The organism is Streptomyces sp. SID13666 (assembly GCF_010548325.1).
In the GTDB taxonomy this organism is placed as follows: domain Bacteria; phylum Actinomycetota; class Actinomycetes; order Streptomycetales; family Streptomycetaceae; genus Actinacidiphila; species Actinacidiphila fildesensis.
Genome location: NZ_JAAGLX010000004.1, coordinates 295,078 through 321,370, shown reverse-complemented (window position 1 = coordinate 321,370; position 26,293 = coordinate 295,078). Strand labels below are relative to the sequence as shown.

21 protein-coding genes are annotated in these 26,293 nt (G+C 71.6%); 13 read left to right on the top strand and 8 right to left on the bottom strand.

The features are described from left to right. Nucleotides 1–67: 67 nt before the first annotated feature. Nucleotides 68–4,630, bottom strand: a complete 4,563-nt coding sequence (locus G3I60_RS10415) for an FtsK/SpoIIIE domain-containing protein (RefSeq protein WP_164295975.1) — start codon at nt 4,628–4,630, stop codon at nt 68–70. Between the two features lie 181 nt (nt 4,631–4,811). Here G3I60_RS10415 and G3I60_RS10410 point away from each other — a divergent pair, with 181 nt between their 5' ends. Beyond that, entirely contained in the window at nt 4,812–5,798 is a 987-nt protein-coding gene (locus tag G3I60_RS10410; RefSeq protein ID WP_164295977.1) for a hypothetical protein, read from the top strand. Between the two features lie 35 nt (nt 5,799–5,833). Here G3I60_RS10410 and G3I60_RS10405 read toward each other — a convergent pair whose 3' ends face one another. The 3 genes from G3I60_RS10405 to G3I60_RS10395 all read right to left on the bottom strand — a co-directional run bounded on the left by G3I60_RS10405 (nt 5,834) and on the right by G3I60_RS10395 (nt 8,284). After that, a complete protein-coding gene (locus G3I60_RS10405; protein WP_239069679.1) occupies nt 5,834–6,307 on the bottom strand; it encodes a hypothetical protein in 474 nt (157 codons plus the stop codon). A gap of 307 nt (nt 6,308–6,614) precedes the next feature. Beyond that, nucleotides 6,615–7,640 carry a hypothetical protein gene (locus tag G3I60_RS10400; RefSeq protein WP_164295979.1) on the bottom strand — a complete coding sequence of 342 codons (1,026 nt, stop codon included), beginning with the start codon at nt 7,638–7,640 and terminating at the stop codon, nt 6,615–6,617. Beyond that, nucleotides 7,625–8,284, bottom strand: coding sequence for a hypothetical protein (locus G3I60_RS10395; protein WP_164295980.1), 660 nt, complete (start codon nt 8,282–8,284; stop codon nt 7,625–7,627). The genes G3I60_RS10400 and G3I60_RS10395 overlap by 16 nt, the downstream gene beginning before the upstream one ends. Before the next feature lie 398 nt (nt 8,285–8,682). Here G3I60_RS10395 and G3I60_RS10390 point away from each other — a divergent pair, with 398 nt between their 5' ends. The 10 genes from G3I60_RS10390 (at nt 8,683) to G3I60_RS10345 (ending at nt 18,064) form a co-directional block, all read left to right on the top strand. Continuing rightward, complete coding sequence (locus tag G3I60_RS10390) at nt 8,683–9,375, top strand: hypothetical protein (protein WP_239069677.1); 693 nt, start codon at nt 8,683–8,685, stop codon at nt 9,373–9,375. An 8-nt stretch (nt 9,376–9,383) separates the two neighbouring features. Beyond that, entirely contained in the window at nt 9,384–10,184 is an 801-nt protein-coding gene (locus G3I60_RS10385; protein ID WP_138353523.1) for a hypothetical protein, read from the top strand. 13 nt (nt 10,185–10,197) lie between these two features. Then, complete coding sequence (locus G3I60_RS10380) at nt 10,198–11,505, top strand: CpaF family protein (protein ID WP_138353524.1); 1,308 nt, start codon at nt 10,198–10,200, stop codon at nt 11,503–11,505. Beyond that, nucleotides 11,505–12,395 carry a type II secretion system F family protein gene (locus G3I60_RS10375; protein WP_138353597.1) on the top strand — a complete coding sequence of 297 codons (891 nt, stop codon included), beginning with the start codon at nt 11,505–11,507 and terminating at the stop codon, nt 12,393–12,395. The genes G3I60_RS10380 and G3I60_RS10375 overlap by 1 nt, the downstream gene beginning before the upstream one ends. Beyond that, nucleotides 12,392–13,297 carry a type II secretion system F family protein gene (locus G3I60_RS10370; protein ID WP_164295982.1) on the top strand — a complete coding sequence of 302 codons (906 nt, stop codon included), beginning with the start codon at nt 12,392–12,394 and terminating at the stop codon, nt 13,295–13,297. The genes G3I60_RS10375 and G3I60_RS10370 overlap by 4 nt, the downstream gene beginning before the upstream one ends. A 92-nt stretch (nt 13,298–13,389) precedes the next feature. After that, the gene (locus tag G3I60_RS10365; RefSeq protein WP_138353525.1) at nt 13,390–13,638 is read left to right on the top strand and encodes a hypothetical protein; all 249 of its coding nucleotides are present in this window, start codon (nt 13,390–13,392) and stop codon (nt 13,636–13,638) included. Between the two features lie 8 nt (nt 13,639–13,646). Then, nucleotides 13,647–14,126 carry a TadE family protein gene (locus G3I60_RS10360; protein ID WP_138353526.1) on the top strand — a complete coding sequence of 160 codons (480 nt, stop codon included), beginning with the start codon at nt 13,647–13,649 and terminating at the stop codon, nt 14,124–14,126. A gap of 8 nt (nt 14,127–14,134) precedes the next feature. Beyond that, nucleotides 14,135–14,572 carry a TadE/TadG family type IV pilus assembly protein gene (locus G3I60_RS10355; RefSeq protein ID WP_138353527.1) on the top strand — a complete coding sequence of 146 codons (438 nt, stop codon included), beginning with the start codon at nt 14,135–14,137 and terminating at the stop codon, nt 14,570–14,572. After that, nucleotides 14,569–15,027, top strand: a complete 459-nt coding sequence (locus G3I60_RS10350) for a TadE/TadG family type IV pilus assembly protein (protein ID WP_244809219.1) — start codon at nt 14,569–14,571, stop codon at nt 15,025–15,027. Before G3I60_RS10355 ends, G3I60_RS10350 begins: the two co-directional genes overlap by 4 nt. 55 nt (nt 15,028–15,082) lie before the next feature. After that, nucleotides 15,083–18,064 (top strand): bacterial transcriptional activator domain-containing protein, encoded by a 2,982-nt coding sequence (locus G3I60_RS10345; RefSeq protein WP_164607033.1) that lies wholly within the window; start codon nt 15,083–15,085, stop codon nt 18,062–18,064. Nucleotides 18,065–18,136: 72 nt separating this feature from the next. Here G3I60_RS10345 and G3I60_RS10340 read toward each other — a convergent pair whose 3' ends face one another. The 3 genes from G3I60_RS10340 to G3I60_RS10330 all read right to left on the bottom strand — a co-directional run bounded on the left by G3I60_RS10340 (nt 18,137) and on the right by G3I60_RS10330 (nt 21,473). Beyond that, entirely contained in the window at nt 18,137–19,738 is a 1,602-nt protein-coding gene (locus G3I60_RS10340; protein WP_164607031.1) for a transporter, read from the bottom strand. After that, complete coding sequence (locus tag G3I60_RS10335) at nt 19,735–20,472, bottom strand: ABC transporter ATP-binding protein (protein ID WP_203672695.1); 738 nt, start codon at nt 20,470–20,472, stop codon at nt 19,735–19,737. The genes G3I60_RS10340 and G3I60_RS10335 overlap by 4 nt, the downstream gene beginning before the upstream one ends. Nucleotides 20,473–20,816: 344 nt before the next feature. Further along, complete coding sequence (locus G3I60_RS10330; protein WP_164607029.1) at nt 20,817–21,473, bottom strand: bifunctional DNA primase/polymerase; 657 nt, start codon at nt 21,471–21,473, stop codon at nt 20,817–20,819. Nucleotides 21,474–21,755: 282 nt separating this feature from the next. Between G3I60_RS10330 and G3I60_RS10325 the strand changes: the two genes are divergently transcribed. After that, complete coding sequence (locus G3I60_RS10325) at nt 21,756–23,138, top strand: transcriptional regulator (RefSeq protein WP_164295990.1); 1,383 nt, start codon at nt 21,756–21,758, stop codon at nt 23,136–23,138. Between the two features lie 273 nt (nt 23,139–23,411). Beyond that, complete coding sequence (locus tag G3I60_RS10320) at nt 23,412–24,845, top strand: hypothetical protein (protein WP_164295991.1); 1,434 nt, start codon at nt 23,412–23,414, stop codon at nt 24,843–24,845. A gap of 34 nt (nt 24,846–24,879) precedes the next feature. On the opposite strand, the gene G3I60_RS10315 is transcribed toward G3I60_RS10320, so the two are convergent. Then, complete coding sequence (locus tag G3I60_RS10315; RefSeq protein ID WP_164295993.1) at nt 24,880–26,142, bottom strand: ABC transporter substrate-binding protein; 1,263 nt, start codon at nt 26,140–26,142, stop codon at nt 24,880–24,882. Nucleotides 26,143–26,293: the final 151 nt, after the last annotated feature.

Sequence of the window (26,293 nt, the reverse complement as noted above, 5' to 3'; positions counted from 1 at the left end):
GGGCGCATGGGCTCGTCCCACCACAGGCGTGATTCGCCTGTGGTGGGACGGCCTGGCCTCGAGGCCGTCAGGCCAGCGGCACCGTCACCGTGCGCGGTTCGCCGTCGCCCAGGTGCAGGAGGGCGCGGCCGGGGGTGACCTGGCCGCCGGCGCTGCTGCGGGCGAGGCGGACGCCGATCAGCTCGCCGCTCATCGTCTGCTGCGGTGACAGCAGCGCGCCGCGGCGGGCCTTCTTCGCGTCGACCTGCCAACCGGAGAAGCCGGAGCAGATGTCCTCCTCGCTGCCGGCCAGCACGAGCGCCCGGCGCAGGTCCGTGCCGCGCGCGATGATGTCGCGCAGGACGTCCTTGGCGTCGATGTCGCGCAGCAGCTCGGCATCGTCGAGGAGGACGACTGCCGGGCTCTCGCCCGCCGCTTCCAGCGCCTTGGTCAGATCCTCGGCGGACAGATCGCTCTCGGTGAAGACGCCCAGCACCCCTTCGGTGCCCGCGAGGTCGCGCAACGGCGACGGCCGCGGTGCGACGACGATGATGCGGGCGCCCTGCTTGAGGTAGCTGCGGGCGAGCGACAACAGGACGGTGCTGCGGCCGGACTTGCCGGGGCCGCCGATGACGAACGCCGGCAGGCCGTCGGACAGGTCGGGGCCGTAGCCCATGATCTCGTCGCCGCCGACGCCGACCAGTCCCCACAGAGGGGAGCGGGCGGCATCGGTGTCGCGCATCTCCCACGCGTCGGCGAACGACAGCCGCGACGGCAGCACGTCGACCTTGAACGGCCGGCGCGAGCGCGGCACATCGGCGTCCCGCTCCAGGACAGCCGCCCCGATGGCGGTGATCGCGGCGGCCTGGCCCTGCCCCGACGCGTCCGGGTCGAGCAGCGCGACCTGCGTCTCGATGCCGGACTCGGCGCGGTAGGCGCGGCCGGGGGCTATCTCGTCCGGGACCTTGCGGGGGTTGACGCTGATGAGGGAGAAGTCGGAGCGGTCCGAGAGCCGGAACGCCATCTTGTCCTCGGTGAGGGTGGCGATCCGGCCCGCCATCAGCGTCCGGTCGCCGGTGATGATCACGTGGATGCCGACGCTCGCGCCCTCGCGGAGCATCGTGAACAGGTCGTCGGTCAGCGCCCCGTGGTCGAGTTCACCGAGCGAGGGCAGCCAGCCCTCCCAGCGGTCGAGCAGGACGACGATGTGCGCGAGCTGGTCCTCCTCGGGGACGCCGCCGCGCTGCTCGCCGATGTCCGCGTAGCCGTCGGCGGCCAGCACCTCCTGGCGGCGGGTCATCTCGGCCTTGAGGCGGCCGATCAGCCGGATCGCGCGCTCGGTCTGCGCACGGCCGACGACCGCGCCGCAGTGCGGCAGCCGGGACAGCGCGTTGAGCGCGCCGTTCCCGCAGTCGATGCCGTAGATGTGCACGTCCCGGACGCTGTGCGTACGGGCCAGCGAGCCGGCGATGGTGCGCAGCAGCTGGGAGCGTCCGGAGCGCGGGGCACCGGCGACCAGCAGATGGCCGAACGTGCTGAAGTCCACGGCGACCGGGCGCCTGGCCTGCAGCGCCGGGAGGTCCTCGATGCCGTACGGCGCGGGCGGAAGCGCGCCCGTCGTGACGGGTACCGGCAGGTCGTCGAGGAGGAGGGTGTCGGGGAGCGCGGGCAGCCACGGGCTGTGCTGGGGCGGGATGCCGAGCCGTTCGTTGGCTTCGCAGACTGCCTCGACCAGCACCTTCAGGTCGGTGATCTCGTCCTCCTCGCCCTTGGCGCCGGCGGGGCGCCGCGGTACAGGTCGGCCGAGCTGCGACCACTCGATCAGGCCCACCCAGGGGGACGCGACCGTCGGATCCACGGCGCCGGGGCGCCGGCCGCCGACGCGTCCGGACTGGAACGGCACGAGCGAGGTCGCGCCGAGCCGGACGTAGGCCCGGCCAGGTGTGGACTTGGAGATGGTGCCGGCGTCGGGGGCGTCGATGACGTCGGACGATTCGCTGGCGTCGGTGACGCGCAGCGCGATGCGGAGGTTGGTGTTGGCGCGGATCTCGGGGGAGACGACGCCGGAGGGTCGCTGGGTGGCGAGGATGAGGTGAATGCCGAGCGAACGGCCTCGCTGGGCGATGTTGACCAGACCGGTGACGAAGTCGGGCAGCTCACGGACCATCGAGGCGAACTCGTCGATGACGATGAGGAGCCGCGGCATCGGCTTGAGGCCGGGCTGCCGTTTCATCAGGTCCGTGTAGTCCTCGATGTCCTTGGCCCCGGCCTCGGCCAGGATGTGCTCGCGGCGCTTGAGTTCGGCGCCGAGCGACTCCAGGGCGCGCTCCACGAGGTGCGCGTCGAGGTCGGTCACCATGCCGACGGTGTGCGGGAGTTGCACACAGTCCTTGAACGCCGAGCCGCCCTTGTAGTCGATGAGGACGAACGTCATCGCTTCCGGGGTGTTCGCGACGGCGAGCGACGCGACGATGGTCTGCAGCAGCTCCGACTTGCCGGAACCGGTGGTGCCGGCGATGAGTCCGTGCGGCCCGTCCTTGCGGATGTCGATCGCGAACGGCCCGTCGTAGGACTCCCCGACCACCGCCTGGGTCGAGATGGGGCTGAGCCGCCAGCGCGCGGCGATCGCGTCACCGGTCGGCGGCTCCAGCTCCAGTACGTCCAGCAGGCGGCTGGAGCCGGGGATCGCCGAGTCCTCCGCGTCACCGCTGATGTCGCGGATGGGGGAGAGGCAGCGGGCGAGCCGCGCGCACCAGGCGGGCGACACCAGGTCGGGGCGGACCTTGCGGAGCCGGGCGGCTCCGCTCTGGTCCACGCGCAGCCGGAACGAGCCGGCGGCCGGCTCCACGGCGGTGGCCGTGGACGCCTGGCTGCCTTCGTACCAGGCGTTGAGCGACGGGAAGCCGCCCTGCTGGGCCGTCGGTTGCCCGACGGGCGCCTGGCCCTGGGCCGGGATCCGGTTCTGGTTCGGGGCCTGGTTGGGGGACGGGTTCTGGGCGGGCGTCTCGAACTCCGCGATCACCACCGCCTGGCATTCGCCCGGCAGGAAGCGCTCCTCCGAGTCCAGGCACAGCGCGTACATGCCGACTGCCGGACCCTCCCGCAGCAGCGCCACGACGCCCGGCAGCGACCGCAGGCGCCGCGAGCCGTCGAAGACCACCACGATGTCCGGGTCCTTGAAGAACGCGGCATGGTTGGAGGCGCTGCCCGCCTTCTGCTTGGCCTTCTGGCGGCCGTCGAGTATCGACGTCAGCTCGGCGATCCGGGCCGCCACCGTTTCGGCGTCCGTGCCGAGCAGCGCGCTCGCGTCCTGCCCGTCGGTCGGCCGCGAATGCGGCAGCCAGCGCACCCAGTCCCAGCTCTCCTGTCCCGACGCGTCGGTCAGTACATAGAACTGCACGTCCATCGGGCTGTGCAGGGCCGCGGCCTGTGCCACCGCCCACCGGCCCATCGCCCGCACGCTGTCGCCGGGCGCGGCGAAACCGACCACGCCGAGCCGGCGCAGCTCCACCGCGACCGGTGCGTCATCGATCTCCCAGGCGACCTGCCTGCGGTGTTCGTCCTGTTCGGGGTCGTCCAGCACGACCTCCGACGGGAGCTTCGCGGTGCCGACGCGCAGCAACAGGTGGTCGGTGTCGCTGCGGCGGCGTTCCCAGAGTCGGGTGCGCGGCCCGGTCGCGGTGTTGAGCACCGTCGCCGGGTCGGGGGACGCGGCGGCCCGGTCCTGCCGCTCGGCCTGCAGGGCTTCCTGCGCGTCCGTCTCGATGCGCTCCTTGTGGGCGCGGTACTCCGTGACGGTCTTCGTGTGGGACTTGCGGCCGTTTTTCTTGTCCATGAAGTAGTTGCCGATCATCACCATCGGACTGACGACCGCCATGAGCAGGTACATCATCCGGTGCATCATGAACGCCATCGTCACGGACATGACCAGCGGCATCAGCGCCATCAGCCACGGCAGCGGCCGGGCGTTGATGTCCCCGGGGGGCGACGGCAGCCGGAAGAGCGTGGTGCGCTCGGGCGGCAGCATGCGCGGCGGCCGGTTGTAGTCGAGGGTGCTGCCGTCGTCGCCCGGGTGCAGGGCGGCGTTCGGCGGGATGTAGGGGCCCAGTTCCAGCAGCGAGTTGCCGAGCGCGATCTGCTCGCCGAGCGGCCAGTCGCGGGTGGCGCCGTCGATCGTGACCTGGCACGTGCCGCCCATCCCGACGGAGAGCACGGCCGCGCGCTCCGCCAGTTCCGAGTCCTCGATCCGGATCCGGACCGATGTGCCGCGCCCGATCTCCACCCGGCCGATGCCCAGCCGGTGCACCGCCCCCGCGTCCGGCCCGCCCGCCACCCGCAGTTCGACCACGCCGGCCGGCTCGCCCGGCAGACAGCCCGCCGGGTCGTAGAGGCTCACGACCGCGCCCTCGCGCAGCGGGGACTCCGCCACGGTCCGCGCCGGATCCACGGCGTACCCGTCGATGTACAACGCGGGCGATCCCGGCTGCCGGGCCGTTCCGCCGCTGATCGAGATGATCGCCGCGCCGTCCCCGCCGACCTGTCGGTCCAGCTCCCGCGCGATGTCGGCCACGGTCGACGCCGCGTCGGCGTCCAGCACGACATCCGCCCGGTTGCCGCCGAGCGGATCCACCACGGTCAGTGTCAGTCGCACGATCGTCCTCCGGGGGGTCCGACTAGGTCATACGGACGATATCCGCCCCACGAGTCCCAGGAACAGCCGCGCCGGGGATACGAGGGCGCTGCGCCGCTGGTACGGAGGTCGGACGGCCGGTTCGCAGAAAGTTATCCACAGGCAGAATCGGGGGAGGAAAGGGACGAGTCATCATCAGGACATGACCACGAACCGAGTCTCACGGCGATCCCGTCCCTCTACCTTTCCCCGCGATGGCCACGCCCTCGCGCACCTTCGCCAGGACGGCGTCGCGACCGTCCGCCAACTGCGGGCCCTCGGTGTGGGAAGCGGGGTCCTCGCCCACCGCTGCCGCCCGGGCGGCCCGTGGCAGCGGCTGCTTCCGCGCACCTATCTCTTCCACAACGGCCCTCCGACCGCACGACAACGGACCAGAGCGGCGCTCCTGTACGCGGGCGAGGGCGCGATGCTCACCGGGCCCGAGGCGTTACAGCTCTTCGGCCTGCGCTACGTCCCGCCCCTGCCGGGAACGCATGTCCTCGTCCCCTACAACCGGTACACCGGTAGCCGGGACTTCGTCACCGTCCTGCGCTCCCGCCACGTACCGAGACCCCGCAACGTCGCCGGCTTCCCCACCGCGCCGCTGCCGCGGGCGCTGGTGGACACCACCCGGCTCGGAGCCGACCTCCAGCAGGTCCGGGCGGCCTGCGCCGAGGCCGTCCAGCGCGGCCGCTGCTCCGTCGAAGCGCTCACCGAGGAGATCCTCGGCACCTCGGCCCGCGGCATCGCCCCGATCCGCGCCGTCATACAGGAGCTGCTCGCCGGAGTCCGCTCCGTCTCCGAGGCCCAGGCCCGCGAAGTGCTGCGCACCGGCGGCCTGCCGGAACCACTCTGGAACGCCACCCTGCTCCTCGCCGACGGCACGTTCCTCGCCACCCCCGACGGCTACTGGCCGGACACCGGCGTGGTCCTGGAGATCGACTCCCGCGAGTACCACCTCAGCCCGGCGGACTGGCACCGCACCATGAACCGCCGCAACCACCTGGCATCCCACGGCCTCCACCCCCTTGCCTTCACCCCGGCCCAACTCCGCCACACCCCGACCGACGTGATCCGCCACGTCGCCCAGGCACTGACCACGTACGCGGGCTGTGCGCCGACGCATATCCGGGCGGTGCCGATCGGGTAGGCGCGGGCGTCATGTGTGCCGGGCGCGCGGCCTGCCTACGGCTGGCACTGGGCCGCCCCTCTCTGGGACAGGACCTTGATGGTTTGCCAGATGCCCTGCTTGTTCTTCTTGAGCAGGGTGTTGTAGACGACGTACGAGTTCTTCGTGACCGGTGTCACGTCGGCCTTTCCGGTCGCCCGGTCCTTGTTGAAGCCCTTGCTCTCGTCGCCGCAATACACCAGCGACGCATTGCCGTCCGACCGGAAGGTGACCTTGCGGTCGTAGTACCGGACGGTCCCCGTGATGCTGAGCCCGTGGTCCGCGAAACGCTTGATCCACTCACTCTCGGCGGCGGCGGCTTCGCCCTCGTAGTAGAAACCGACAGCCGGAGCACTGGGCTTGCCGGCCACGATCGCCGCGTCCACCCCCCTGATCGCCTCCGCGTTGTCGGCCAGGACCGCGTCCTTTTTGGGATCGCCGGTCCGGGCACCTTCGAAGACGTCCTTGACGTCGCCCGGAAGCGTGATCACGGGGCGTTGGACTGCGGAGGGGGTCGGCGAGACGCTCGCCGACGCCGTGGTCTGGGCGGCGGTACTGGGGGCGGCCGTGGCCTTGTCGGAGGTCTTGGTGTCGGTTCCGCCGCAGGCAGTCAGAGTCAGAACCAGAGCCGTGGCCAGGGTGAGGGCGGTGGTGACGGGCAGTGTGGTGCGGGTAATGATCGGATCCCCCGAACGACGCGTGGACAGGCGGCTGTTGTTGGTGCTCGGCAGTTCGGCGGTGGCCGTCCTTCGCGGTCATGGCCGACGGCGAGAGGCGTCGGCCATGAACCGGTCTGGACTACGAAGTCGGCTTGCCGACGGCCTGGATCTCCTGGACGGTGACGGGCTGTTCCGACGTCGAATAGCCGTCGTTCATGCGCACGCCGGCGCCGGGCTGAGGAGTGGCGGTCGGGGTCCAGCTGACGGCCCAGGTGATCTGAGCCTTGAAGGTGTACGGGCCGGAGCCGGTGGTCGCCTTGCGGTACGTGATGTTGCAGGCGGCGCTCGAGCTGTCGACCTGGTACGCGGCACCGGACTTGGTGAAGGTGTAGTCGCACGACTGCGGGTCGGCATAGGACGTACCCGCGTCGATGTGCAGCGAGGAGGGGACGGCGACCACGGTGGCGGCGAGGTTCAGCGCCTTCAACTGGGCGGTGGCCCATACGGGATTAATAGGGTGGTCGAACTTCACGTACGTGGCGAGGTTGACCTTCTGATTCCCTGCGGCCGGACTCAGCGTCACCTGGCGGGAGGGCAGTTTGGTCGCGCCGTAGGCGACGTCGGAGAGCATCTTGGCGGTGATGACAGGTCCGGGCGGGGGAGGCGTGCCGGGGCCCGTCCACTGCCAGGAAGTCGTCGAACTGCACGGAGCTGCCGAACCGGGCGGGAGGTTCTCGTTCCGCACGAGGACCAACCACGAACCCTTGTCGCCCTTGTGGTAGTGGATGGCCTCCATTTTCGACCGTATTTGGTAGTAGTAGTCATAGACTGTTCCCGAATGGTCGGCTCCGGCCTTGTAGTACTTGGCCAACAGCAGCGCATCGAATTCCTCGGGCGTGAACGGCTCGTACCAGCAAGGGGGAGGCGTCCAGGTGGTGTCCGAGGAAGTGATCGGCTTGGAGCCGGGTTCCTCCGGGCTGGTGGTGGTCTCGACCCGGGACGCGATTTCACCGTCCTTGTTCAGCACAGTGGTCGAGCTCTGCGGAGGCTTCGGATGAATCGTGCGCCCGGCGTAGGCCGGACCCGTGGCGGCGCTCAGGGCGGCGACTGCGACCGCTGACGCCAGCGCACCCCGACCGAGGCGACGGATCAAGAGCTTTGGCATTCCTTCGCGCCTTCCTTCACGTCGTAGCTGAACACCTGCCAGTCGCCCGTGGTGCCCTTGGCGAGGACCAACGACCAGAGGGAGTAGTCCTGCGGGGACGGCGCGTTCTTCTTGACCTTGCCCGTCTTCCGGTCCTTGTCGTACCCGTTGCGCTGGTCCTCGCAGTAAGTGGCCGTGGCGGAGCTGGCGTTGGTGACGTTCGCCGTCGGCTTGTAGTAGCGGTACGAGCCGGTGATGACGTTTCCGTCCTTGCCGTACTTGATGATCGTGTCGGCGAACTCCGCGCCATGGAGCCCCGTGAAGTACCGCTTGAAGTTCGGGGTCTCCTTGTCGCTGGCCATCGCCTCCGCCTCAAGGATCGCGGTGATCGCGTACGAGGTGTCCCGCAGCACCGCCTTCTTCGTGGCGTCCGTGCTCTCGAAGCCGTCGATCTTGACCTTGACGTCGGCCGGCAGCTTGAAGGTCGGTGCGCCCGGCTCCGGCGCGGAGGCGCTCGGGGTGGTTGGGGCCGTTGTTGGGGCGGTGGTCGGGACGCCGGAGATTTTGTCGGAGGGTTTGGCGTCGCTGCCGCAGGCGGTCAGGGCCAGGGCCAGGGCCGTGGCCGTGGCGAGAGCGGCGGCGATGGGCGGCGTGCTGCGGGTCACGATGGGGTCCCCCGTGTGATGCGCGGACAGAGCGTTGAGGCTCGACGCTACCGGTGATGTCCGAGCGGTTATAGGGACCCTGCCCGTTCTGTGACCGGGTCCGCACGGCGGGGTCACATTCCTGGGCGGAAGTCGTCCATCATTGAATGATCACGGACAGTTCTGTTGCGCTTCCGTGAGTCTCCTGTCACACGATGCGCCTTGAGGGTGTTTATGCGGCGCTGATAGCGTGCGGTGACTTGACACCGGCCTGCGGGCTGTCGCCATCCGGAGCGCGACGACCTCTCCCCACGCAGCCAGGAGTCCAAGCACGCCAGCTCGACGGGGGCATTGACGTGAAGATCAGGGAACGTTCCGCTGCAGGTGGCAGTGGTGGTAGGCCGTCTGTGCCCGGGCCGATGATGGGTGGGCCGACGGGTGAGCGGCTGCCGGTCGCGCCGCGGGAGCGGAAGCCCGCGCTGGCCGCGCTGGCCGTGCTGCTCATCCTCGTTGGGGCGCTGGGTGCGACGGTGCTGGTCATGCGTGCCGGGGACCGGATTTCGGCGATCGAGATCACGGAAGCCGTGCCGGCGGGAGAGGTCATTCCGGCTTCGGCGATCCGCGAAGTAATGGTCGCCGATGGTTCGGATATTAAGTACGTACCGTGGAGCGATAAGGGCTTGCTGGCCAAGTACCGGGCCGCTACCGACCTCGTCAAGGGTTCCGTTCTCGTCGGGCCGATGCTCAGCGGTGAGGACAATCAGCTCAAGGCGGGCAAAGCGATCATCGGACTCTCCCTCAAGGGAGGGCAGTTCCCCGAGGGACTGAAGGTCGGCGACACGGTCGCCGTCTACCGCGTGGGCAACGACGCGGCGAAGTCCACTGCCGGTAACTCCGGTAACTCCGGCAACTCAGGCAATTCCGGCGGCGGGAACACGCTGCTCAGCAACAACGCCAAGGTCAAGTCCGCACCGAAGAGCGGAGGCGACGCGCTCGGCAGTAGCGGCACCGCGTACTCGATCGTCGTCGACCAGAGCGACGCCGGCCCGCTGACGCTGGCCGCGTCCGCCGGTGAGGTCTCGCTGGTGCTCGTTCCCGCCAGCAAGGGCTGAGGCCCGCCATGGCACTTATCGCGATCGCGGCGGACAAGGGGTCGCCCGGTGTGACGACGACGGCTGTCGCCCTCGCCGCCGTCTGGCCGCGCCGCGCGCTGCTCGTCGAGGCGGACCCGTCCGGCGGTGACCTCGTCTACCGCAGCCAGGCCGCGCACGGCGGTGTGCTCGACCCGAACACCGGCATGCTGTCGCTGGCCGCGACGGCCCGCCGCGGGCTGGCCGCCGAACAGCTGTGGGACCACGCGCAGCCGCTGGCCGGGGGCCTCGACGTGGTCGTCGGGCTCGGCGGTTCCGAGCAGGCGGCCGGGCTGGTCGGGCTGTGGCCGACGCTGGGCCGGGCGTTCGCGACGCTCGCCGAGTCGCCGAACGGCGCGGCCGACGTGCTCGCCGACTGCGGCCGGATCGGCGCCGATTCGCCCTCGCTGGAACTGTTCTCGCATGCCGCGCTCGTCCTGCTGGTGTCCCGGACCGAGCCCGAGCAGCTCGCCAGGGTGCGGGACCGCGCCGCGGCGCTCTCCGCCAAACTGCACGGTTCGCAGCGTGGCGCGGCCGCGCTCGGGTTCCCGCCGATCGGCGTGCTGCTGGTCGCCGAACCGGGACAGAGCGCCCGTATCGTCAGCCAGGTCAACGACATGCTCGTCGCCTCGCAGATCGCCGCCCGCGTCGTCGGCACCCTCGCGCACGACCCGGCGGGCGCCGAGCAGCTGGCGGGCCGCCGCCGTGGCCGGCTCGACAAGTCGCTGCTGATCCGTTCGGCCCGGCAGATCACCGCCGATGTGCCGCACCGGTACGGGGTTCTCCGATGAGCGGGGTTCTTCGATGAGCGCCATGGACCACCAGCTCGTCAAGCGGTTCCGGCAGGACGCGGGCGACCGCATATCCGAGCAGCGCCGCCTCGACCAGGTGTCGGGCGTGCCCGCGATGTCCCCCGAGGACGAGCGGCAGTTCGCCCGCGCCGTCATCGCGCAGATCCTGGAGGACTACGCGCGCGCCGAGATCAACCTCGGCCGCACACCGCCCAACGCGGAGGCCGAGGAGGCGTACGCGGCGGCCGTGCACGCCGCGCTGTTCGGCGTCGGACGGCTGCAGCCGCTGCTCGACGACCCCGAGGTCGAGAACATCGACATCAACGGCTGCGACCAGGTGTTCGTCGGGTACTCCGACGGCCGGGAACTGCGCGCCGACCCCGTCGCCGAGTCCGACGAGGAGCTCATCGAGCTCATCCAGGTGCTCGGCGCGTACTCGGGGCTGTCGTCGCGCCCCTTCGACTCGGCGAACCCGCAGCTCGACCTGCGGCTCCCGGACGGCTCACGTCTGTCCGCGGTCATGGACGTCACGCGCCGCCCCGCGCTCTCCATCCGCCGGGCGCGGCTCGGCAAGGTGTTCCTCTCCGACCTGGTCGGCAACAACACGCTCACCCCGGAACTGCACTCGTTCCTCAGCGCCGCCGTGCTCGCCCGCAAGAACATCATGATCGCGGGCGCCACCAACGCCGGGAAGACGACGCTGCTGCGCGCGCTCGCCAACGTCATCGGCCCGACCGAGCGTCTGATCACCGTCGAGCGGGCGCTGGAGCTCGGGCTCGACCAGTTCCCGGAACTGCACCCGAACGTCGTGGCGTTCGAGGAGCGGCTGCCCAACTCCGAGGGCCAGGGCATGATCTCTATGGCCGAGCTGGTGCGGCGGTCGCTGCGTATGAACCCCTCGCGCGTCATCGTCGGTGAGGTCCTCGGCGACGAGATCGTCACCATGCTCAACGCGATGTCGCAGGGCAACGACGGCTCGCTCTCCACGATCCACGCCAACAGCTCCGCCGAGGTCTTCAACCGCATCTCGACGTACGCCCTCCAGGCGAAGGAGCGGCTGCCCGTCGAGGCGTCCCAGATGCTCGTCGCGGGCGCCATCGACTTCGTCGTCTTCGTGCAGCGGCGCAACGACTTCGAACGCGGCGGCACCCTGCGCCGTGTCGTCACATCCATCCGGGAGGTCAACGGCATCGACGGCCGCGTCCTGTCCAGCGAGGTCTTCGCGGAGGGCCAGGACGGGCGGGCCTACCCGCACGCACCCTTGTCCTGCCTGGACGAACTCCTCGCCAACGGCTACCAGCCCTCGGGGGTGTGGCGATGATGACCGGTGTGTTCTCCCTGCCCGTGCTGTACGGACTGCTGGCCGGCACGGCCGTCGGCGGCGGTATCGCGCTGTTCGTCGTCGCGCTGCGCGGCTGGGCGCCCAAGCCGGGCGCCGCCAACGACAACGGCAAGCGTGCCGCCGAACTCGTCCGCTTCCTGTCCACCCGCGGCTCGCTGGCGATCGGCGGCGGACTCGTCGTCCTGGCGCTGACCCGGTGGATGGTGATGGGTGCCGCCACCGGCATCCTCGTCTTCACCTGGGACCGCCTCTTCGGCGGCGCCGCCGAGGAGCGCGCCGCGATGAAGCGCGTCGAGGCGCTCGCCGCCTGGACCGAGTCGCTGCGTGACACCATCGCCGGCGCCGTCGGCCTGGAGCAGGCCATCCCCGCCTCGGCGCGGGCCGCCGCCCCGGCGCTGCGCACCCACCTGGAGGCGCTCGTCGACCGGCTGCGGTCGCGTACGCCGCTCCCGGACGCGCTGCAGCACCTCGCCGACGAGATCAACGACGCCTCCGCCGACATCATCATCGCGGCGCTCATCCTCAACTCCCGGCTCCGCGGCCCCGGTCTGCGCGAGGTCCTCGGCGCTCTCGCCAAGTCGGCCCGCGAGGAGGTCGACATGCGGCAGCGCGTCATGGCGCAGCGCGCGAGCACCCGGCGCAGTGTGCAGATCGTCATCGTGGTGTCGGTGACCTTCGTCCTCGGGCTGGCGATCTTCAACCGGAGCTTCGTCGAGCCGTACGGGACGGCCGTCGGCCAGCTGGTGCTGGGCGTCGTGTGCGCGTTGTTCGCCGCCGGGTTCTGGTGGCTGCGCAATCTGTCGAAGATCGAGACGCCGGAGCGGTTCCTGACGCACGCACCCGAGCGACAGGAGATGGGCGCCCGATGAACAGCATCTTCCTCACCGTGACCGTCGGCGCCATCGCAGGGCTCGGCATCTTCGCCCTCGTCCGGGCGCTGATGCCGAACCGCCGTGGTGCGGTCGCGACCGTCGCGCAGATCGACGCGCTGCGCGCGGCGGGGCCGTCGAGCGGTCCCGCACCGCGCGCCACCGACCTCAAGGGGCGGCTCGGCCAGCGGGTTTCGGCCTTCTACCTGCAGCAGGGCTGGGAACAGCGCTCGCTGCGGGCGGACCTCGCCGTGCTCGACCGCAGCTGGGACAGCTTCCTCGCCACGAAGGTGATGCTGTCCGCGGTCGGCGTGTTCTTCGGCCCGTTCCTGTTCGCGATCGCCTGGCAGCTCGGCGTCGGCAGCAACCCCGTCATCCCGCTCTGGATGGCGCTGCTGTTCGGCGGGCTCTTCTTCTTCCTGCCGGACGTGGAAGTACGGCGCGACGCCGTCGACAAGCGCCGCGACCTGCGGCGCGTCATCGGTGCGTACCTCGATCTGGTCTCCATGAACCTCGCGGGGGGCCGCGGTCTGCCCGAGGCGCTCATGGCCGCCGCCGAGATCGGCGACGGCTGGGCGCTGCTGCGGATCCGCAACGCCCTCGCGGACGCGCGGATCACCGGTACGAGCCAGTGGGTCGCCCTGGGGCGGCTCGGCGACGAGCTGGGGGTCGAGGAGCTGAAGGACCTGTCGGTGACGCTGGGGCTGGTCGCCGACGACGGTGCGAAGGTGCGCGAGTCGCTCGCCTCGCGGGCGGAGACGATGCGGCACCGGGAGCTTTCCGAGATCGAGGGCGGGGCAGGCGAGAAGTCGCAGTCCATGCTCGTGGCCCAGCTGTTGCTCTGTGCGGGCTTCCTGGTCTTTCTGATCTTTCCGGCGGCGATGCGGGTCTTCAAGGTGTGAATCGCCGCATCGTCGAACCATCCGGACCCTGTGAATCGTCTGATGTCGAAGAGTCTGATCCACGTAGTCACCGAGTCGAGAGGACTTGAACCATGAACCGTTTGCCCATCAGTCACCCCGCGATCGATTTCCTCGTCACGTTCATTCAGGGGCGGGTGCGTCACGCCCGCTCGGAGGAGACCTCACGCGGCGCGTCCGCCGTCGAGTGGGTCATCATCTCGGCCGTGGTCGTGACCATCGTCGGTGTGGTCGCCGCACTGATCAACAACGCGCTCAAGGGCAAGGCCACCGACGTCGGCAACTGCATCTCGGGCACCACCGACACGGGTACCTGCAAGTAAGCGGAGTGATGAGCAGCCGATCAGGGTCTTTCGTACGCCGCAGGCTCGATGCCGCCCGCGGCGACAGCGGTGTGGGCAGTCGCACCGGCTCCGGTGGCGACCGCGGCATGACCGCGATCGAGTTCGTCTTCCTGACCCCGGTGCTCTTCTTCATGATCTTCGCGACCGTGCAGTTCGGGCTCTTCTACTTCGCCGACCATGTCGCGCAGGCCGCCGCCCAGGCGGGCGCCCGCAAGGCGCGGGCCGAGGCGGACGGGAACCCCGGCGGCTGGGAGGCGAAGGCCAGATCGACGGCGTTGAGCTATATCGCGCAGCTCGGACCGAATCTGCTGGAAGGCCCGACGGTGACGTCCTCCGGACCCGCCAACAACACCGTGGGGATCCGGGTGACGGCCACCGTGCCGACGGTCTTCCCGGGGATGACGTTCACGGTGAACGAGCAGTCGCAGGGGCCGATCGAGCGCTTCGTACCGGACATCGGGGGCTGAGGCCGGTCATGCGCAGTTGGCTGCGGAACAGGGCCCGTCGGGCCGGCCGCTCCGGCGATCAGGGGATCTCCACCATCGAGGTGGTGATCCTCGCGCCGGTCATGATCCTGTTCATTCTCGTCCTGGTCGCCTTCGGACAGCTGGTCGACGGCCGGGGCGCGGTGGACAGCGCCGCGCGCGACGCCGCCCGCGCCGGCTCGCTGCAGCGCGACGGCACGACGGCGATGAGCCAGGCCCAGGCGGCGGCCGAGGCGGATCTGGCGGACACCTGCCTCGACCACCCCACCGTGACGAAGACCAGTAAGGGCTTCGAGGCCGGCGGGCTCTTCTCCGTCGATGTGACGTGCACCGTGCGCGGCTTCGGGGTTCTGGGACTCAACATCAAGAACACCATCACCGCCACGAGCGCCTCGCCGCTCGACCCGTACCGGAGGGCAGCACCGTGACGTGGCTGACGGCGCGACGGCCCGCGGCCCGCGACGATCGCGGCTCCGGCACCGCGGCGGTGCTCATGTTCGCCCTGGTGTTCATGACGCTCGCCGCCTTCGTCGTCGACGGCGGACTGTCCATCCACAAACGCGAGCGGGCCGCGGACATCGCCGAGCAGGCGGCCCGTTACGCGGCCCAGGACATCGACGTGGAGGCGCTGCGGAACGCGCCCGCGGGCACTCCGCCGCGGATCAACACCGCGAACTGCGACGCCCGGGTCAAGGACTTCGCCGCACGGTCGGGGCTCAGCATCGAGGACGCCGCCGCCTCCGGCTGCGACCTGGCCAGGACCACCGACCAGCATGTAGAGGTGAGGATTCAGCTCACCTACAGTCCCACTCTGACGGGTTTCTTCTACAGCAAGGACTTCACGGTCCACGGGACGGCGGCGGCCGAGATCGCCACCGGCTGATTCGTCGCCGTCCATCCACCGCACCACCGAAGGCAGAAGGCAGAGGAACGAGCCCATGGCACGCACGACCGCCAGTCGGCGACCGGCCCAACCCGCGCAACCGGGCCGGCCGCAGCCGCCACGCCGCCGCCGTACGTTCGGTGACGTCGTCCGGGCGCTCCTGGCGTTTCTCGCGCTCGCCGTCCTGGTGGTGGGCGTGCCGGTCGCGCTGCTGAAGATCGTCGGCTCGCCGCTGCCGCACTCCTACTCGATGGAGGTGCTGCGGGAGCCGATCACGACGGAGACGTTCATCAACGTGCTGGCCGTCGTGGTCTGGCTGGCGTGGGCGCAGTTCGCGGCGTGCGTGATCGTGGAGACGAAGGCCGCGATCTCCGGGATCGGGATGCCGTCGCGGGTGCCCGCGTCGGGGCCGAGCCAGTTGCTGGCGCGCCAGTTGATCGCGGCGCTGCTGCTGATCGGCGCGAGCGCCGCCAGCCTCACGCCGGGGCTCGCGCAGCTCGGCAACCTGCACGACCAGCCGCACCGCGGCGGCCCGGCCGTGACCGCCCAGCAGACGCCGGGGCAGGTGCAGCAGCACCAGCAGCACGCGGCCGGTGGTACGCAGCAGCAGGGCGGCGGGCCCGCCTCCACGACGGTGACGCCGGGTGCGGCCGCCGCCGCGGAGGCCGCCAAGGAAGCGACGAAGTTCTACCGGATCCAGCCGCCCGAGGGCCGGCACCACGATTCGCTGTGGGAGATAGCCGAACGCCACCTCGGCGACGGCCGCCGCTACAACGAGATCTACCAGCTCAACAAGGACCGGGCGCAGCCCGACGGTTCGAAGCTGTCCAAGGCGAGCCTGATCCGGCCCGGCTGGATCATGGAGATGCCGGCCGACGCGCGCGGCGGCGACCTCGTGGAGATGCCCGTCGCGGCGCCGAAGCCCGCTCCCGACGTGCAGCACTACGCGGAGCGCGGCGGGGTCAAGGACACGGCGGCCGAAGGGGCTCACGCGGCGCACGCCGCACCTGTCCGGACACCCGCCCAAACGCCGGTTCAGACCCCGGCCCAGACGCCCACGCAGAAGCCCGCCCAGCAGCCCGCCCACGCCGAAGAGGCCCCGGTCGGGCCGGCCGTCGCCGCACCGTCCGTATCCCAGGGCTCCGGGCACGGATTCGGGCTGCCCGAGGCGCTCATCGGCGCCCCGCTGCTGGCGGCCGGGCTGCTCGCCGCGCTGGGGCGGCGCCGCCGTACCGCGCTGTGGCAGTCCGTCACCGCCGGCGCGGTCCACACGCCCCGCACCCCCAACGGGCCCGAGGCCGACGCCGCCGACGCGCTGCGGATCGGCGCGGACGCCGACACCGTCGCGTTCCTCGACCGCGCGCTGCGCGCCCTGTCGGCACGGCTCGCCTCAGACGGTGGCAAGCTGCCCACGGTCTACGCGGCATGGCTCACCGACGAGGCGCTGCACCTCCAGCTGGCCTGGCCCGAGGGCCAGCCGCCCGCGCCGTGGCAGCTCGGCCAGGACCAGACGTTCTGGCGGCTGGACCGGGCGGACCTGCCCGCCGACGCGGACGTCTCCGCCAGCGCCCCGTACCCGGGCCTGGCCGCCCTCGGCACCCTCGACGGCGCCCGGCTGATGCTCAACCTCGAAGCGGTGCCCGGCATCGTGTCGCTGACCGGAGCCCGCGCCGACCGTGAGGCGGTCCTCGCCTCCGTCGCCGCCGAACTCGCCACCAACGGCTGGTCGGACCGGATGACGGTGACGCTCGTGGGCTTCGCCGAGGACCTCACGGCCCTCGCGCCGGCCAGGATCCGGCACCTCGCGGACGTCCCCGAGGTCATCGAGACGATGGCCGCCGAGACCGCGCAGCGCTCCGCCGCGCTGCGGACCGCAGGACAGGACAACGTACTGACCGGCCGGACCGGCAGCGCCCAGCACACCCAGCGCTCCCCGCACCTCGTCCTGATCGCCACCGAGCCCACCGAGGAGGAGGCCGACCGGCTCGCCGAACTCGCCGCCGACTCCGGCCGGCTGGGCATCGGCTACCTCGTCGCGTCGGCCCGGGACGACCTGCCGGGCGCCGCCTGGGCGCTCGAGGTCACCTCGGCGGGCCGGCTGCTCGCCCCGCTCCTCGGTCTGGACCTGGAGGCACAGCTGCTCCCGGCCGCCCAGTACGAGGCGATCCTCGGGCTGTTCGCGGCGGCCGACCCGGACCGCGAACCGTCCGCCTCCGTGCCGCCGTTCATGGTCGACCTCACCGACCAGGGCCGGCCCGGGGTGTACGCCCGCCTTCTCGGCCCGTTCGAACTCATCGGCCTCGAAACCCCGGAGGCCGGGCGCAGCCTGCTCCTCCACGAGGCGCTGGCGCTGCTCCTGCTGCACCGTGAGGGCGTCCACCCCCGGGTGCTGGCCTCCGCGCTCTGGCCGCGCGGCGTCACCGACGACGTGCGCGACGCGCTCATCGACCGGCTGCGCGACTGGCTCGGCACCGACGCCGACGGCTCGTCGCGGATGTCGTACGACGCCACCGGCCGCCTCGTGCTGTCCAGCACGGTCGTCTCCGACTGGGACGTCCTGCAGACCCTGCACCACGCGGCCTCCGAGGGCCCGGGCGCCGACGATCCGCAGACCCGCCGCCGGCTGCTGGCCGACGCCCTCGCGCTGGCCCGCGGCTCCCTCCTGGAGGACCGCGCCCCGGGCCGCTACGGCTGGCTCGCCCACGAGATCGTCGACGCCCAGCACCCGGTGCTCGTCGCGGAGGTCGCCCTCGCCCTGGCGGGACTGCACCTCGACGCGGGCAAGCCGAAGGCCGCCGTGGCCGCCGTACAGACCGCCCTGGCGGTCACCGGCTCCGACGAGCGCCTCTGGCTCGCCCTCCTGCACGCGACCCACGCCACCGGCGACCCGGCCCGCCTCGAAGCAGCCGCCGAATCCCTCCTGGCCCGCAACCACACCCTCAACGGCGCGGCCCGCGGCCTGCCGCCCCGCGTCGAAGCCCTGCTGGACGAACTCCTTCCGTCCTGGCGCGGCAGCATCGGCAGTATCGCCAACTGAACGATCGCCAACTGAGCAATCGCGGATCGGCCAACCGGCGCCCGGGCGTTCGCGCCCGGGCGTTCGCTGTGCTCAGCCCTTCGCCACCGCCGTCAAAATCTCCGGGAGGCGGTTGAGGAGGCGGGGGGCCGTGAAGCGGAGGGATGCCGCGGCCAGGGTCACGGCGTAGAGGGCGCCGATCGGCAGCAGGATCCAGAGGTAGGCGTGGTGGTCGGCGACGTGGAGGTAGATCGCCAGGCCGACGAGCGGGAGACAGCAGGCCGCGCCGGTGAGACCGCCGCCGAAGAGGCTGATCGCGGCGAGGCCGCCCTGGCCGGGGGCCGAGCTGCCGAACGGGTTGTCCTGGGGGAGGGCGTACGGGAAGCGGACGCTGGCGAAGGCGCCGGCGGCGATGAGGGCGCCCAGGAGGGCGAAGGACAGCCCCAGGGTCTCCGGGACGGCGTCCGGCCGGCCGAGGAGCAGGGCCGCTCCGATGGTGACGATCGTGACGTACGGGACGGCGACGGTCGACAGGGCCAGTGCGCGGGCGCGCAGTTCCGCGTGGGCGTCGGCGCGGGTGGAGATGGTGGAGGCGACCGTCCAGAAGGCGGAGCCGTCGACACCGAACTGGTTGTACATCTGCATGCCGAGGAGCCCGGCGGCCCAGCACGCCGAGTAGACGCTGCCGTGCTGGACGGCGGCCACGATCGGCAGCAGCAGTCCGACGGCCAGCGCCGTCGCCCAGGCCGCCTTGGAGCGCGGATCGCGCCAGGCGTAGCGGAACTGGCGTTCCATCACGGTGCCGGTGCGGCCGCCGGGCAGCAGCGCGGCGAGCCGGCCGCCGCCGGCGCCCGCCTCCTTCTCCGCGGCCTGGAGGGTGGAGGCGTCCGGGGTGACCATCAGCCGGTACAGGCTGTGGTGCCACCAGCGGATCACCAGGGCCAGGACGGCCGCGACGTAGAGGAGTTCGAGGACGGCGAGACCGTAGGAGCCCCCGGCCGCCGCGCGGACCGCGTCGATCGCGGGGGCGGGTGGCAGCCAGCGGAGCACGGAGGCGAGGGACTTGACGCGGTCCAGGCCGTCGGACGAGGCGAGCGAGCTGGCGCCGAGGTTGACGAGCTGCGCGCCGACCGCCACGAACAGGCCGCTGAGCAGCGCGAGGTCGCGCCCCTTGCGGCTGGTGAGCAGACGGGTGTTGGCGGCGGCGACGGCGCGCGACAGCGCCACGCACAGCAGCAGTACCAGCGCGACGGCGACGATCGCGACGACGATGGAGACCGCGTTGCCCGCCAGCGCGGACACCGCGCCCGCCGTCACGATGACCGTGAAGACCGGTCCCACGCCCAGCAGCGACGAGATCAGCAGGGCGGAGATCAGCGGCCGCGGGCGCAGCGGCAGCATGGCGAGGCGGGTGGGGTCGAGGGTGTCGTCGCCGCCGAAGAGGAACAGCGGCATGACGGCCCAGCCGATGATGAGGACGACGGCCAGCCCGACGGCGGCCGCCGACCCGTATTCACTGTGGCGCAGCGCGATCATCCCGACGCCCATGGCGAGCCCGTACAGCATCGCGAAGACGACGCCGACGATCCAGCCGATGGTGCGGCCGGTGGACTGCCGCAGTCCGTTGCGGATGATGGCGAGTTTGAGACGGATGAAGACCGGCGTCACCGACGGGTGCGTGGCCGGGGTGCTCATCGTGCGCCGCCCAGCCAGTCGAGGTCCTGGCCGCCGCGTTCGGTGGCGCCGACGAGCGACAGGAACGCGTCCTGGAGGGAGGACGCCTCCCCCCGTACGTCGGCGAGCGGGCCCTGGGCGACGATCCGGCCGGCGGCCATCACCGCGACCCAGTCGCAGAGGCTCTCCACGAGCTCCATGACGTGCGAGGAGAACACGACGGTGGCGCCCGAGCGGGTGTAGCGCTCCAGGACACCGCGGATGACCTGCGCGGACACCGGGTCGACGCCCTCGAAGGGCTCGTCCAGGAAGAGCACTTCGGGGTTGTGGAGCAGCGCCGCGGCCAGTCCGATCTTCTTCCGCATACCGGTCGAGTAGTCGACGACCAGCTTGTTCTGCGCGGCGGAGAGGTCGAGGACGTCGAGCAGCTGCGCGGCGCGCTTGTCGACCTCGGCGCCGGGCAGACCGCGCAACCGGCCGGTGTAGGCAAGCAGTTCGCGGCCCGACAGACGTTCGAAGAGCCGCAGCCCCTCGGGGAGCACGCCGATCCGGGACTTCACGGCGACGGGGTCGGTCCAGACGTCGTGGCCGTTGATCAGGACGGTGCCGTCGTCGGGGCGGAGCAGGCCGGTGACCATGGAGAGCGTGGTGGTCTTGCCGGCGCCGTTCGGGCCGACCAGGCCGATGAACCGTCCGGCCGGGAGTTCGAGGTCGATCCCGGCCACGGCCACCTGCTCGCCGAAGGACTTCCACAGGTTGTGGACGCTGACCGCGTAGCCCTGGTCCGCCGCGCCTTGATCCGGTGCGCCCTCGTCGGGTGCACCCGCCTCGAATGTCTTCGGCACGTTGCGCCGTCCTTCCCCGTGGAGACCGCTGATCCACGGGGAAGCCTAGAGCAGGCCCTGTCAGGCCCCGGCGGGTGCCAGGTCGGGGCCTGACAAATGGCGGCGTCCGCCCGGAGGGCGGCGTCCGGGGCGTCTGGTGCGTGCGATCGCAAGGCGGAGGGTCGTCCTCGTACCGGGGTACGTGGATGAGCCCGACAACGCAGCGAGCGTGCGTGCCAGGCGTCCCGGACCAGGCGGGATTTGTCAGACACGGCCTAGCGGGCCCGGCTCGCCGCCGCCTCGCGGCCGCACGCGTACGCCAGCGGGCTCAGCAGTTCCTCGACGTCGGGGAGCCAGCGGTTGAGGGCGGTGGGCTGGCGCGCCCACTGCACGGAGCCGCCGGTGCCGGTGCGGGTGGGCGGCGACGCGATGAAGTCGCCCTCGCCGCGGACCAGGAGGTCCAGGGAGGCGGGCGGCCAGCCCAGCTTGCGCAGCAGGTCGGGGACCTTGACCGACGCGCCGGGCAGCACCAGGAAGATCAGCCGCCGGTTGGGGGTGCAGAGCACCGGGCCCAGCGGCAGGTCCATCCGTTCCATGCGGGCGAGGGCGAGGCAGCCGGCCACCTCGGGGACGTCGATCGCGTCGAAGGTGCGTCCGGTCGGCAGCAGGATCGACGCCCGCGGCTGCTTGGACCACATCCGGCGCACCGCGACGGCGCTGCCGCTGGCCTGGGTCGCCCAGTCGGGGCGGGTCGGGTGCGCGCCCGGCGCCGGGCAGGCGGGGGAGTCGCACGAGCAGCGCGACCCGGCGCCGTCGTCCTCCAGCCAGGAGCCGGGCAGCACGTCCCAGTGCCGCTCCTCCGCGTATCGGACCGCTGTGTCGAGCAGTTGGTCGGTGAGCTGCTGCGGGGGGGCTCCGATGGTGTCTTCCACGCGCTGCACAACTACCTCGGTCACCAAGGGTTACGGGGTGGAGCCGCGGCTCATCGCGGGCGCACGGGTGCACGGCCGGGGGCGCGTGCGGGAACGCGGCCCAGGATGCGGGTAGTCCCTGGTGGGTGCGGTGACGTACGCCCTGGAAGAAATGCCGTGAAAACGGTGAATTCACGTCATGTGTGCTGGGCATTGATCTCTTATCGAAGATCGCCAGGGTCACCAGGGGGAGCGGGACGACGGGCACAGGCCCGTGATCCCGCGATGAAGGAGGGGCACGACATGGCCGCACGACCACTGGTGGCGCGGCAGCCGAACGAACGGCTGCAGGCGCTCATCCAGGAAGCCGGCTGCTCCAACGCCGGCCTGGCCCGCCGGGTCAACATGTGCGGGGCCGAGCACGGCCTCGACCTGCGGTACGACAAGACGTCCGTCGCCCGCTGGCTGAGAGGCCAGCAGCCGCGCGGCCGGGCGCCGGCCATCATCTCCGAGGCGCTGGGCCGCAAGCTGGGCCGTGCCGTCTCCATCGACGAGATCGGCATGGCCAACGGCAAGAACCTCGCCACCGGCATCGGGCTGCACTTCGCGCCCACCGTCCTCGGTGCGATCGAGCAGGTCTGCGAGCTGTGGCGCAGCGACGTCGGGCGCCGGGACTTCCTCACCGGGTCGACGGTGGCCGCCTCGGCCCTCGTCGAGCCCAGCCGTGACTGGCTGATCACCCGTACCGACGGCGCCGTCGCCCGGGCCGGCGGGTCGCGGGTCGGCAAGGCGGACGTGGAGGCGGTGCGGGCCACGACGAAGGCGCTCGTCGACCTGGACCACCGCTTCGGCAGCGGCCATGTGCGGCCGGTCGTCGTGCACTACCTCAACAGCGTCGTGTCGGGGCTGCTGGCGGGCTCCTACCGCGAGGCGACCGGCCGTCAGCTCTTCGGCGCGGCGGCGCGGTTGACCGAACTCGCCGGCTACATGGCCGTCGACACCGGGCAGCCGGGGCTCGCGCAGCGCTACTACATCCAGGCGCTGCGGCTCGCGCAGGCGGCGGGCGACCGCGGCTACGGCGGCTACGTGCTGGCCGCCGGGATGAGCCACCTCGCCGAGACGCTCGGCAATCCGCGCGAGATCGCGCAGCTCGCGCGGGCTGCGCAGGAGGGCGCGCGCGGGCAGGTCACCCCCACCGCGCAGGCGATGTTCTACGCGGCGGAGGCCCGCGGGCACGCGCTGCTCGGCGACGCCCGGACGTTCGCGTCGGTCGCCGGACAGGCCGTCGACGCGCTGGAACATTCCAACCCGGACGACGACCCCGACTGGATCTCCCACTTCGACCAGGCCTATCTGGCCGATGAGTTGGCGCACGGCCACCGCGACCTCGGCCAGGCGGCCCCGGCCGCCCGGCGCGCCGAGGAGTCCCTCGCGGGCCACCCCCCGACGCGGGTGCGCCGCCGCGCGATCGGGCTGCTGCTCCTCGCCGACGCCCAGGTGCAGCAGCGCGAGATCGAGCAGGCCTGCCACACGGGCACCGAGGCGGTCGCCCTGCTGACCGGGCTGCGCTCCCATCGCGGTGCCGAATATCTGGACGACTTCCGCCGCCGCCTGGAACCGTACGGAGCGGAGCCCGCGGTACGGGAGTTCGGCGCCCATCTGCAGGAGCAGGAGGCCGCCGCGTAGCGCCCGGCGGTCCTCCCGGGGTGCGCGCCGCCCCGGCGCACGCGGTACCGGCGGAATCGCCACCCGCCGGAATCGTTACCGGAACGACATCGCCGTGCACGACCGCCCAAGAGACGGCCGATACCTCGCCATTCGGTCCTTCCCCGTCGTCAACGCGGCCCTGTCCGGCCCTCGCCCGATCGGGTGCGTGGTGGGTTCTCAGGCTGACCCGGTAGCGTGAGCCGTCGAGTCCGATGACGGGTCCGACGACGGGTAAAGGCGGGAGTTCCGGCGATGCACAGCGGACACGGCGACGAGACGCCGGACGATCAGTACCGGCAGAACCCGGGAACGCCCGAGCCCCGAAGGGGTGTGGTGCTGCCACCGGAGCAGCCGCCGCAGCATTACGACGACCATGTGCGGCCCGCCGGCGGGCAGCCGTGGGACCAGGCGCCGGGCGCCGCGCAGCCGCTGCCGCCCGAGGCCGGCGCGGGGGCGGACGCGACGATGATGTTCCCGCCGTATCCGCAGGCCACCCCGCCTGCTCCCGCGATGCCGCCGATGCCGCCCGCGATGCCCCCGGCGCCGCAGACGGCCGCCGCACCGGTGCCGGAGGCGGACGCCACCCAGTTCCTGCCCCCGTATCCGCGTTCGTCGCCGCCCCCGGAGCCGTTCACCCCGGACCCGTTCAAGGCCGAGCCGTTCGCTCCCGAGCCGTTCACGCCCGAGCACTTCGGGGCGGGGACCGGTCCCGCCGGGTACCCCGCCGAGAGCGAGGCGGAGGCCACCCGGCACCTGTCGCTCTCGATCTTCGACGAGCCGTCGTACGACCAGCCGCAGGGGCCCTCGTACGACCAGTCGTACGACGAGCCGCAGTCCGCCCCCTCGGGCGACTACGACCACCTGTACCGGCAGGACGGCCCCCGGCAGCAGCCGAGGCCGGAGCCGGCCCGTCAGCAGCCCTACCGGGTCCAGGCAGCGCCGCCGGCTCCGGCGCCCGCTCAGGCCTATGCGGATCCGTACGACGGAGCGAACGGTACGAACCACGCAAATGGTGCGAACGGTGGCGGCGGTGGCGGATCGCGCCGCCGGCTCTCCCCGGCCGCGGTGATCGGCATCGTGGTCGTCGGCTGCGCCCTGGCCGGGCTGGCCGCGGGCGCCGCGCTCAGCGCGGGCGGCGACGACGACAGCAAGGACGCGGCCAAGGCGAGCAAGCCACCATCCTCGTCGACCGGAGCGTCCGCGCAGCCGGGCGGAGCCGCCGACGACGCCGTCACGAAGCAGGCGAAGTCCCTGGACACACTCCTCAAGGACAGCGGCAGCAGCCGGTCCTCCGTGGTCAGCGCGGTGGAGTCGATCAAGTCCTGCAAGAACCTGCCCCAGGCGGCGACCGACCTGCGCGCGGCGGCCGGCCAGCGCGGCACGCTCGTCACCCGCCTCGCGGCCCTGCAGGTGGACCAGCTGCCGCAGCACGCGGAGCTGACCGAGGCGCTGAACAAGGCGTGGGCGGCGTCGGCCGCGGCCGACAACGCGTACGCGTCCTGGGCGGACCAGGCGGCCAGCGACGGCAAGACCTGCAAGGGCGGCCACGCGAAGGGCACCCCCGTCAAGTCGGTGGGCGACCGCGAGAGCGGCAGCGCTACGGCGCAGAAGAAGCGGGCCGTCCGGCTCTGGAACGCGATCGCGAAGCAGCACAACCTGACCGAGCGGGAGTACTCCCAGCTCTGAGCCGAGCGGGCGCCCGGGGTCCGGGCGCCCGCTGCTAGTCGTTCTGGCTCACCTGGCGGCCGAGCGTCGCCGCCATGTCGACGAATCCGGTGCGGGCGGCGACCAGCCGGCCGTCCTTGACGACCTGGTAGACGACCTTCGCGTTCACCATCCGCGGGTGGCCCGGCACCGGGAGCATGTTCTCGTTGCGCCAGCCGAGGTCCGGGGTGAGGCCGCCGGTCGAGATGGCGTTCGCCTTGTCCAGCGCGCGCTTGAGGGTCATGGGGTTGACCTCCTCCTCGCCCATCGCCCGGACGACCTCGGTGAAGACCGAGTACGCGATCCAGGTGGTCTGGACGCCGGGGTCGGCGACGTCGATCCGGTTGTCACCGAAGGCGTACTTCTTCACGACCTCCTTCATCGCGTCCCACTTGGGATCCGAGGTCGGCGGGTACCAGCCGGTGGCGAACGCGTTCTCCAGCGGGCTGTTCCTCCCGCCGGTGCTGTCGATCAGCGACTGCTGGATGCTGCCGATCACCGAGGAGAGCCGCACGTCGGGCAGCTCGTTGCCGAGCCGCCGGAGCGAGTCGATGAAGGTGTCCGTGCGGTCGCCGAGCACGGCCGAGACACACGTGCCGGAGTGGGCGCTGCCGACCGCCCGCTGGGCGACGCCGGTGTACTCGGTGGAGTCGTCGGCCGTCGGCAGGTCGTTGGCGGCGGGCCGGCCGCCGGCCTTGAGACCGGCGTCGAGGAACAGCGGGAACTGGTCGCCGACGATGGTGTCCGGCCGCACCAGGCTGACCTTGGAGCAGGAGGCCGCCAGTTGCTTCCCGCTGCCCGTCAGCAGGGCCGGCAGGCCGCCGTTGACGGGATAGGACATGGGGCTCTGGAACTCCTCCTGGGTTATCCCGTAGCCCCCGATGTACGGGATCCCGGCCGACTCCAGGATGGAGGTGAAGCTGTTGGCGTGCTCGCTGTACGAGCCGATGACGGCGACCGCGCCCTCTTCCTGGGCCCGCTGCGCGCACTTCGCGGCCTCGACCGTGTCGTTGTGGTCGTTGCAGGTGAGGACCTTGAGGTCGCGGCCGTTCAGCCCGCCCGAGGCGTTGACGTGCGCCGCGAACGCCTGCGCCATGGCGGGCATTCCTGGCATGTTGGTCGATTTCGTACCGTCCGGCGCCCAGGTCATGACGACCACGGGTCCCGGGGAGCCCCCCGCGCTCCCCGGGATCGCACCGCAGCCGCTGATCAGCGCCGCGCAGGTCGTCGATACAGCCAACAGGACAGCCTTGCGCGAACGCCGCTCAGTCATGAACATGGACGCTTCCGTCCCGCCCTCAACGTGCGGGTGACCCTGGGCGAACGCAGCGTCACGTTCAGGTGAATTGCAGGTGTGGATTCGAGGGAACGTACGATCGGTCACCGTGCAGACTTCGGAGAAGACTTCCCGCCGCGGTACCCGCTCCTCC

Excerpts from the sequence above, each read along its gene's own strand:
- G3I60_RS10385 (WP_138353523.1), top strand. The coding sequence starts at position 9,384 with ATGGCACTTATCGCGATCGCGGCGGACAAGGGGTCGCCCGGTGTGACG.
- G3I60_RS10360 (WP_138353526.1), top strand. The coding sequence starts at position 13,647 with ATGAGCAGCCGATCAGGGTCTTTCGTACGCCGCAGGCTCGATGCCGCC.
- G3I60_RS10375 (WP_138353597.1), top strand. The coding sequence starts at position 11,505 with ATGACCGGTGTGTTCTCCCTGCCCGTGCTGTACGGACTGCTGGCCGGC.
- G3I60_RS10345 (WP_164607033.1), top strand. The coding sequence starts at position 15,083 with ATGGCACGCACGACCGCCAGTCGGCGACCGGCCCAACCCGCGCAACCG.
- G3I60_RS10365 (WP_138353525.1), top strand. The coding sequence starts at position 13,390 with ATGAACCGTTTGCCCATCAGTCACCCCGCGATCGATTTCCTCGTCACG.
- G3I60_RS10325 (WP_164295990.1), top strand. The coding sequence starts at position 21,756 with ATGGCCGCACGACCACTGGTGGCGCGGCAGCCGAACGAACGGCTGCAG.
- G3I60_RS10320 (WP_164295991.1), top strand. The coding sequence starts at position 23,412 with ATGCACAGCGGACACGGCGACGAGACGCCGGACGATCAGTACCGGCAG.
- G3I60_RS10355 (WP_138353527.1), top strand. The coding sequence starts at position 14,135 with ATGCGCAGTTGGCTGCGGAACAGGGCCCGTCGGGCCGGCCGCTCCGGC.
- G3I60_RS10315 (WP_164295993.1), bottom strand. The coding sequence starts at position 26,142 with ATGTTCATGACTGAGCGGCGTTCGCGCAAGGCTGTCCTGTTGGCTGTA.
- G3I60_RS10400 (WP_164295979.1), bottom strand. The coding sequence starts at position 7,640 with ATGCCAAAGCTCTTGATCCGTCGCCTCGGTCGGGGTGCGCTGGCGTCA.
- G3I60_RS10380 (WP_138353524.1), top strand. The coding sequence starts at position 10,198 with ATGAGCGCCATGGACCACCAGCTCGTCAAGCGGTTCCGGCAGGACGCG.
- G3I60_RS10410 (WP_164295977.1), top strand. The coding sequence starts at position 4,812 with ATGACCACGAACCGAGTCTCACGGCGATCCCGTCCCTCTACCTTTCCC.
- G3I60_RS10370 (WP_164295982.1), top strand. The coding sequence starts at position 12,392 with ATGAACAGCATCTTCCTCACCGTGACCGTCGGCGCCATCGCAGGGCTC.
- G3I60_RS10340 (WP_164607031.1), bottom strand. The coding sequence starts at position 19,738 with ATGAGCACCCCGGCCACGCACCCGTCGGTGACGCCGGTCTTCATCCGT.
- G3I60_RS10390 (WP_239069677.1), top strand. The coding sequence starts at position 8,683 with ATGATGGGTGGGCCGACGGGTGAGCGGCTGCCGGTCGCGCCGCGGGAG.